Annotated in this window: 13 protein-coding genes; all 13 read right to left on the bottom strand. The window is 57.3% G+C overall.

Annotated elements, in window-relative coordinates; translation table 11 throughout:
• Nucleotides 1-30: 30 nt before the first annotated feature.
• The 13 genes from NAC44_RS20980 to NAC44_RS20920 are packed head-to-tail and all read right to left on the bottom strand — an operon-like array spanning nt 31 to nt 7,325.
• Entirely contained in the window at nt 31-1,164 is a 1,134-nt protein-coding gene (locus tag NAC44_RS20980; protein ID WP_250943605.1) for a tyrosine-type recombinase/integrase, read from the bottom strand.
• On the bottom strand, nt 1,161-1,397 hold the full coding sequence (locus NAC44_RS20975; RefSeq protein ID WP_250943604.1) for a hypothetical protein: 237 nt from the start codon (nt 1,395-1,397) through the stop codon (nt 1,161-1,163). Before NAC44_RS20975 ends, NAC44_RS20980 begins: the two co-directional genes overlap by 4 nt.
• Nucleotides 1,394-1,792 (bottom strand): HNH endonuclease, encoded by a 399-nt coding sequence (locus NAC44_RS20970; RefSeq protein WP_250943602.1) that lies wholly within the window; start codon nt 1,790-1,792, stop codon nt 1,394-1,396. Before NAC44_RS20970 ends, NAC44_RS20975 begins: the two co-directional genes overlap by 4 nt.
• Nucleotides 1,789-2,646, bottom strand: coding sequence for a DUF5131 family protein (locus NAC44_RS20965; protein ID WP_250943600.1), 858 nt, complete (start codon nt 2,644-2,646; stop codon nt 1,789-1,791). The genes NAC44_RS20970 and NAC44_RS20965 overlap by 4 nt, the downstream gene beginning before the upstream one ends.
• Nucleotides 2,646-3,053 carry a DUF7694 domain-containing protein gene (locus NAC44_RS20960; protein WP_250943598.1) on the bottom strand — a complete coding sequence of 136 codons (408 nt, stop codon included), beginning with the start codon at nt 3,051-3,053 and terminating at the stop codon, nt 2,646-2,648. The genes NAC44_RS20965 and NAC44_RS20960 overlap by 1 nt, the downstream gene beginning before the upstream one ends.
• Nucleotides 3,050-3,664, bottom strand: coding sequence for a hypothetical protein (locus tag NAC44_RS20955; protein ID WP_250943597.1), 615 nt, complete (start codon nt 3,662-3,664; stop codon nt 3,050-3,052). The genes NAC44_RS20960 and NAC44_RS20955 overlap by 4 nt, the downstream gene beginning before the upstream one ends.
• On the bottom strand, nt 3,661-3,996 hold the full coding sequence (locus NAC44_RS20950; RefSeq protein WP_250943595.1) for a hypothetical protein: 336 nt from the start codon (nt 3,994-3,996) through the stop codon (nt 3,661-3,663). The genes NAC44_RS20955 and NAC44_RS20950 overlap by 4 nt, the downstream gene beginning before the upstream one ends.
• Nucleotides 3,993-4,430 (bottom strand): hypothetical protein, encoded by a 438-nt coding sequence (locus NAC44_RS20945; protein WP_250943594.1) that lies wholly within the window; start codon nt 4,428-4,430, stop codon nt 3,993-3,995. The genes NAC44_RS20950 and NAC44_RS20945 overlap by 4 nt, the downstream gene beginning before the upstream one ends.
• 7 nt (nt 4,431-4,437) lie before the next feature.
• Complete coding sequence (locus NAC44_RS20940) at nt 4,438-5,301, bottom strand: RecT family recombinase (protein WP_250943593.1); 864 nt, start codon at nt 5,299-5,301, stop codon at nt 4,438-4,440.
• A gap of 2 nt (nt 5,302-5,303) precedes the next feature.
• Nucleotides 5,304-6,299, bottom strand: coding sequence for a hypothetical protein (locus NAC44_RS20935; RefSeq protein ID WP_250943592.1), 996 nt, complete (start codon nt 6,297-6,299; stop codon nt 5,304-5,306).
• Between the two features lie 2 nt (nt 6,300-6,301).
• Entirely contained in the window at nt 6,302-6,814 is a 513-nt protein-coding gene (locus tag NAC44_RS20930) for an HNH endonuclease (protein WP_250943591.1), read from the bottom strand.
• Complete coding sequence (locus NAC44_RS20925) at nt 6,805-7,032, bottom strand: hypothetical protein (RefSeq protein ID WP_250943590.1); 228 nt, start codon at nt 7,030-7,032, stop codon at nt 6,805-6,807. Before NAC44_RS20925 ends, NAC44_RS20930 begins: the two co-directional genes overlap by 10 nt.
• Before the next feature lie 5 nt (nt 7,033-7,037).
• Nucleotides 7,038-7,325: a hypothetical protein gene (locus NAC44_RS20920; protein ID WP_250943589.1), complete on the bottom strand. Its 288-nt coding sequence runs from the start codon at nt 7,323-7,325 to the stop codon at nt 7,038-7,040.
• Nucleotides 7,326-7,512: the final 187 nt, after the last annotated feature.

Here is a 7,512-nt window from a genome sequence, read left to right as displayed (position 1 = left end):
TTCCGGGCGAGGCCTCCATTCCCAATGATTTTATTTGTTAAATTCATCGTTTTCGGTACACCCGGAATTAGGTGTAACTTTGCCTATGTGGATATTCACGCTGTCGCCGAAGCTTAGGAGCGACATAGCCCCGCTGGCAATGAGCTTTTGCCGGGCCTTTCGCGTGTAGAGATTTGCCTCTTTCGCGTTCTCCCATCCGAAGATTGCTTTCAACTGTTCCTCGGTCGCGCCGTTCTCCGCTGCGATCGTTGCGCCGGCTTTTCTCAGCCCGTGAGCCGAACAGTGCGTGAGGCCTGCCTCATCGCATCTTTTTCGGAACCATTGACCGAGCCCCTTGATCGAGAACGGTTTGCCGTATTCCGTCACCATGAAGGTCTTATCGCCGATCTCGGATTGGTCGATGACCATTTGCAGAGCCGGAAGCACGGGAAGCACCATTGCTGTCTTCTTCTTGCCTCGCGTCTTGTATGGGACGAAGGAAATCTCACCGTCGCGCACCATGTCCGGCCCGATCAGCGCAAGGTCAGAGATGCGGATGCCCAAGAAGAGAAGCAGGCACATTGCAAGCCTGGCTTTCGTGCCCGGCTGATGCGTCTTGAGATATTGCCCGACCTCTTCCTCAGTCCATGTGTGATGGCCATCAGTGGCCGCGCTAATCGGCTTCACATCCCGTGCCGGGTTCGTGTCCATCACGTCATTCTCGCAGGCCCAGGCGAAAAGGTTTCGCATGGTCTTCAGGCGATGGTTCGCCGCCTCCGGTGCATTTGCCTTCAGGTCTCGAATATAGCGGACCACTTTCGGCGAGATCTGGGATGCCGGGCCTTCGCCGATCAAGGCGGTTGAGGTTGGCCCGATGCGCTCAAGCAGAATGCTTTCCATAACGCGCGTCTTCTGAGCTTTGGTCGATTCGGCCAGTGCTGCGAAATCCGGCGATGTCTTGTATTTCACCCATAGATCCCGGAATGAACCGGGCGTGATTTTGCCGGCGCTTGTTTTAGGTTTTATCGGGCCTGCGACTGCGGCCCGGTGGTACGCGTCGTGAAAAGCCGGGTCCGCAATGTCGGGAAGCCTGACCAATGGTCGCCCTGGCTGGCGATAATAGTAGCGCTTGGTGCCATGTCGTGATGTGTTCACATAGAGATATTTGAATTTAATTTCTATCATTGCCCGATGTCGTCAAAGTAGCCGATACGGCTCTCGCCCTCCGACTTCATGTTGGCCAGCGCCATTTCGATTTCCGCCGTCGGCCAGATTTTGCGGGTGTGCCAGATCTTAGGCTTCGGCAGAACGCCTTCCGACACCATCACATCGATAGAGGTCGGGCTGACGCCAATAGAGGCGGCAAGCTCGTCACGGGATAAGGCAAGACGGGGGACCGAGCGGCTATTGCTTGTCATCCGTTCAAATCCTCCTGGTAGAGCCCACGCCGTGGCGGCAGTTGCTTGGTCAGCTTCTTCGGCTGCTTTTCGTGCTTGGGGAAACCAGCGCCGCGGATCGGCTGTTTTGGGGCTTTGATGCCCAAATGCCGCTGCTTCACCCGCTTGGCTTTGGCGATGGCGCGAACGTCGAGTTTGTCCTTATCGCGCCGGCAGGTTTCATGAGCCGGGCCGCAATTCTTGTCCTCGTCAATGCCGCCGAGACCAAGGCAGATCAGGTGTTCAATAGTCCACGGCTCACGCGCGCCGTCGATCTGTTCGCCACAGAGGCAGCATTTGCCGCCATGAGCTTCAAAAATACGCAAGCGACGAGCAGGGGGCATGGGTTTGCGTTTTGTGGTGCCGACATCGGTCATGCTGGCACCTCCGGGAAGGCATCATGGGTGATACCGTCGAGCATCCGTCCAGACCTCTTCTTCCCGATGCGCATCATAGGTTGATCCGCAAATCCTCCAATCTTTCCCTGGATTTCCACCGATTCCAGTTCTTCGCTGGATAGATCATCGAAATCAAATGGAAGCCATTCTCCATTCTGCTTGTGGTGATAGGCTGCACCGGCTGCTCTCGCTTGGTCACGGAGCGACCGGAACCAAGCGGGATGACTTGGCCGTGCCTTGTGGCCGCCTTGGTCCGTCTCGCCGCCGGTGATGACCCAATCCGGCATGAAGGCCGGCGGGACGATGACCAGGCCCAGCAGAGGCTCAAAGCTGCCAAAGGTGAAGAGTGGGTGCAACTCGGTTTTGGCGACAGCCAATGCCGGTAGGTTGGTGTCTGCTCGCTTCTGGTCCTCGACCGTGGTTCCCAGCGCGGCGTTGACAGGTAGTCCTCCTGCAGCGTCCGTCAGCTTGACGATGTTTTGCGGGCGCTTGGTGAGCAGGAGGTAGACGAGGCGAGGCGTCTTGCGCATTACCTCGAATGCATCAGCGCGCCAGTCGGCGGGAACTTGATTATCGAAAATGTCGGCAAGGCTTGCGCAGAAGACGAACGGACGGTCGCCATCCTTATCCGCTTGACGCTGCCAGCGGAAGGGATCGTGCCAAGTGTGAGCGCCGGTTCGGACGCGGGGTGCGTTGCCCCACTGTACCTTTCCATAGCGCTTATCCATCAGCGCTTCGGCATAGCAGCCGTCGCAAGCCGGGCTCACTTTTGTGCAGCCCATCCATGGGTTCCAAGTATGGCGCGTCCACGAAATTGCGGAGTTCTCAGCCATTATGCGGCCCTTTTTGCCAAGGTGAACGGGAGGCGGCACGACAGCACCCACATGTGATACATGTCTGCCTCATCGACCAGTTCGGATGCCGGCGGCATGACCTGCACGGCGGTTGCCTCTTCACCGCAGATCTCGTTCTTGATGCGCTGCATTTCGCGCCACGGCGGTTCAAGCTGCGAAGCGGTGCGGATCGCGAGGTGAATGACCTCGTTACCCTGTTCGTCGGCAAAGGGGCGGATGAGGACAACATAGAGATTATTGGCGCGGGCCTCGCGGACCTGTTTGCACCATCCGGTGCCACCGGGAATGCCGTCTGGCAGGCTGGTGATGCGCCACAAACCCCAATCACCTTTCAGGCCTTTGTGCTCCAAGGCGCGGCCAGCGCGACGTTGCTGGCGGTTGATCATGACGCACCGCCTTTTTTGTCCTGCTCTCGATACCTGCGAAGCAGTTCTTCAGCAGCGTCAACATTGATGCGATCAAGCTGGCGAAGCGCCCAGTTCAGACCATCGGCAAAACCGGCGGCGCGACCCTTGTGGTGCTCGTCGATCCAGCGCTGTATTTGTTTGCGATCGCGGTCCTCTATGACGTGAGTGACGGTAACGGCAAAAGCGCCGCGCGAATGGGGCTCGGCGTTGTGGTAGGAAATGACGCCCGGTTCGCCACTGACGGGAACGGTTCGCCACCATTCCTGACGGCAGTCTTTTGCCTCGACGTGCCGCCGGTCATAGTATGGATCGGCGCCGGTATATTCGTTGCATGCGGCGGCGAACTTATGGAGTTCATAATGTCCGCGGGCAAAGAAGCCCATGACGGAGCCGCTATCCAATTCCCTTGATTCCTCAATCTGTATGCCGTTGCTTCGATGCTCTTTCCATCTGAACGAGGCGTCCACAAGAAAAGCCTCAAGCTCTCCGCGAGTGATCAGGCACATGTCCGGATATTCTGGGGGGCTGGTCCGATCATCTTTGTCGAGAAGGGATTGCCAAGATTGTTCGAGAAGAGGGTCGATGTTCATGCCTCCAACTCCTTCACGCTATCCACAAAGTGAGTGCGATAGATCTGATCAAAGATGGATTGGAATTGGCCGGCGACATCCTCGACGCGATCGGCCTCAAGGAGATATGCAGCAAAGCTCGCATGCATCTGCATCATCCAAGCGGCCACGCCGATCAGAATGTGGTCAACGGTAGCGTTTGGCCGGCCCACCTCAGCGTTGAAAAAATTTGTGAGGCCCGAATGCGCATTCGATACGGTAAGCCGTGCGATAAGGCTGGTGATTGGATCGTCGCAGGTGAGGGCGTCTTCTTCAGACATAGACCCTGGCAAAAGGCGAACGTTTTCATTCATGCTGCATGGTCCTCATTTAGGAAGGCCAGCGGATCGAAGCCGACTGTGTCGGCAATCAGCGCCATGGCTTGGTTCATGAAATTGCAGAAATCCTCGTGATCCATCTTGTCGAGCGCGATGCTGTCGGGGACGAGAGTGATCTCGCCGGTTCGCATGTTCACGACCTGCTCGCGGTAACCGAGTGTCATCTTGATGTCGCGATGTAGGGTTTCCGCTGTCGGCCACTTTTGGGTGACCTTGACGACAAGGCCCAGCGCTTTCCAGTAGGTTCGCAACTGCCGGTCCGAGCGTTTGGTGACTGGAACGAGATCGAACAGTTGGCCGCCCGGTATGAAGGCCAGCTTCTCGGCATCGTCCTGAGTGAGGGCGCGCAAGCCGCGCGTGGTCAACGTGACCTGAATGTGAGGCGGCTTTTCCTTCTTGCGGGCGGACATGGCGCTTCTAACCTCCGTTTAACGGTGAAAGCTGCGCAAGTCGGCGCGTCTTGATGGAAAAGGCGGCTTCGATCATGTCGGCGTGGCCTTCGCTTTCCAGCGTCGCCGGGGCGTCAAAGTCGTTCCAGATTTCCTCGACGCTTACCTCGTCCTTTGCGCCAGCGAGTGAGGTCTCGATGTCTTCGAGATAGGCTCCAAGGTCGAATTCGCTTTCGGCTGGCTGTTCATCCTGCGCAGGTTCGGCGTTGATCGTTTTGGCTGACGGCGGGGCCGGTGGCTTGGGCGGGGTTAGCACGCTTGCCTTTGTTTCAGACGGCGGCGTGATATCGCGTATGCTCTCGGCAATTTTGCTGCCTTCGTCTTCATCATAAATCCCCGAAAAACCAAAGGCGTAGCGAGCGGCTTGGATCATCGCCTTGTGACGAAGCATGCGGTGCTTCATTTTCCACGGGTCTGTGCTGCGAATGCATTCCAAAAGATACTCGGTCACGGTAACAGGACGGCCACGATCCTTTCGGTACATTCGGCAGGTGCAGGAAATGAGTGTGCCGTCTTCAGTGTGTTCGAATTCAAATTCAAAACCATCGCACGCAGGATGCGAGTTGACGAGATTTACCCAGCCGTCAATTGAAACGACCGGCACAATGCCTCCGCCCTTCGCTGGAAATGCGTAGATCTCTTTGGTGAGCGGGTTTAGGTCGTATTCCTTGGCGACCATCATTAGGGCCGCGAACTGCTCATTCGTATGCTGAGACGGCATTACAGTGGCGCGCACGGTCGCCTCGAACGCCTTTGGGTCCATATTGAATTTGGACGCCATAGTCGCGATGAGAGAAGGCCGTGCATTGTCGATTTTTGTGATTGCGTTCATGGTCAAGCCGCCCTCTGTTCTGATTTGATGGACATGCCAGCCAGTTCGACGCCCGAGCGCGCGGCCCGGTTGGCAAGGCTCTCGACAACCTCACGGATTTCCGCCCGGTCCTTGAGCACCATCAGCAACGCGTCGTAATCGGTGATCTCGGCGAAGATGAAGGTACGGAGAGACACTTTGGCACCGGTGCGGCCAGCAGATGCATTCCGAGCCAGCGCGTCCCGTTCGGCAGCCGCAGCCTGTTGTGCGAGGCGTTCGGCTTCCGCTGCGGCCTCAGCTGCAAGATTGTCGTTCCGGGCGGATGCCTGTTCGGCGGCAACACGGGCTGCATCCGCTTCGCGCTGGATGCGTTCGGCCTCGGCGCGGGCGGCGGCCTGCCGCTCACGCTCTTTCCGGGCCTCTTCCTGCAGGTAAGCGTCCAGGTGTCGTTTGAGTTTTTTGCTCAGGGCGTCAGGCGCTTCCTTGAGATCTCGCCATTTGTTGTCGACCTCTCGTCCCGCATCGAGGTGCGGCTGCTTCTCGACCTTGTGCAGGTCCGTGGCCTTCTTCGCGATCGTCGACAGGCGCTTTGACCAAATTGCCGCGCGATCAGCATCTGACTTCGTGGTGATCGGCTTTTTCAGGAATGCCTCGGCCTGTTCCTTCTCAGAAGCGAACTCGACCTGCAGGGCTTCAAACGGATCGGACGGCAGGTTGTGGCCGATGGCTGGGGCTTCCGGTTCATCATCCCATCCGCCGCCTTCAATGGCCTTGGTATAGGCCTCATAGCTGATCGGGTTACGGCAGCACCATGTCCAAATGTCTGCGGCATCAACCTGCCGGTCGCCGCGCATGGCATACCATTTCCCGTCTTCGAGCCAGATAGCGACAGGTTCCCAGGGTTTATCCTTGAAGCGCGTCCGGTAATACCCCTGCTCGGGGCAGCCGTCATGAATGGGGCCGATGTTTCCGGCCAAAGCATTTTGCCACCAACTCCAAACGGATTCCTGCTTCGTCATGATCAAATCCTTCCAAACTCGCCATGGATTTCGGCGAGAGCGCTGGCGTATGCAGCCCCGGCCTGTTCAGGGGTATCGAATGTCCCGAGATGCTTTTTGATGCCGTTGACGCGTATTTGAGAGAGCCAACGATCAGGATGGCGCGCAGTGGCGAATACGCCTTTGAAGCCGCTGGTGTTCGACTTCCGCACGCTCGTATTTGCTTGGTTTTGGGCCTTCGAGGCGTCCCGAAGATTCCCCCATCGATTGTTTAGCTTGTCCATGTCGCGGTGGTCGACGTCTCCGTCGGGCCACTCTCCGGTCATGTACAGCCAAGCAAGCCTCTGCGCCGAATACAGGCGGCCATCAATGCAAATCTCCCGGTAGCCGTTGCCGTTGACCAGACCTGGCTTTTTGCCAATCGTTACTCCACGCCTACGCGCTATCCAGCGGAATTCACCGGTGCATGGATCGTAGTGAATTACCGAGCGAAGGCGATTTGCGTCGATCAACATTTCGTCGTCGGTCATTCCCATACGATCGACTCCTGATTGATGAGGTCGAGGCGCTTCTGATGTTCTTCGGCTGCAATGAGGCAGACCCCGGCAGTTCCGAGGATAAGCACGACGACGATTGCGTGGTGGACGGCGCGGATGAGCGACATGCGCTCAATTTCGGCCTTGGCGTTGATGGCGGCGGCACGGTCAAGGAATGCCTTTGCGTGCCGAAGATCGGGTGGAAGGTCGTGCGGCATGGTAATCACTCTGCCGCTTCGAGAAAGTTATGGCGGTGCGCTGCCATGTTGGCCGCAATCTTTGCCTTGGTTTCAGCCCGGACCTGATCCATGTAAGCCTCATGGTTTACAGACGGGCGGCAATGCTTGAAGACCTCGCCGCCGACACGATCAGCACGGCGTTGCGCCTTGGCTGCGGTGTAGAACTCCTCGGCATCTTCACGATCTTCCGACCATTGATCTGGCGACATGTAATATTCGGTGCCGTAATCCTCGGTGAGACGTTCGATTGTGAAGCGTGTAACGAATGCCATCGGTGTCCCCATCGGTTTCGCGACGGATCGGCGTAGGCCTTGTGTCGCTGCTGATGAAGAAAACGTACGTTATGTACGAATGAAGGTCAAGTACGTTTTGTACGATTTTGCATTTTGTTCGTTCGTTGGCGAGACCGGAACGGCTTGCGGCTCCGGGCAAACATCTGAACGAAGTGAAGATGTATCT

It is taken from the genome of Allorhizobium sonneratiae (assembly GCF_023700755.1).
Taxonomy (GTDB): Bacteria; Pseudomonadota; Alphaproteobacteria; order Rhizobiales; family Rhizobiaceae; genus Allorhizobium; species Allorhizobium sonneratiae.
Note: the sequence above shows the minus strand (reverse complement) of the source record. Positions and strands in the feature narration are given on the sequence as shown.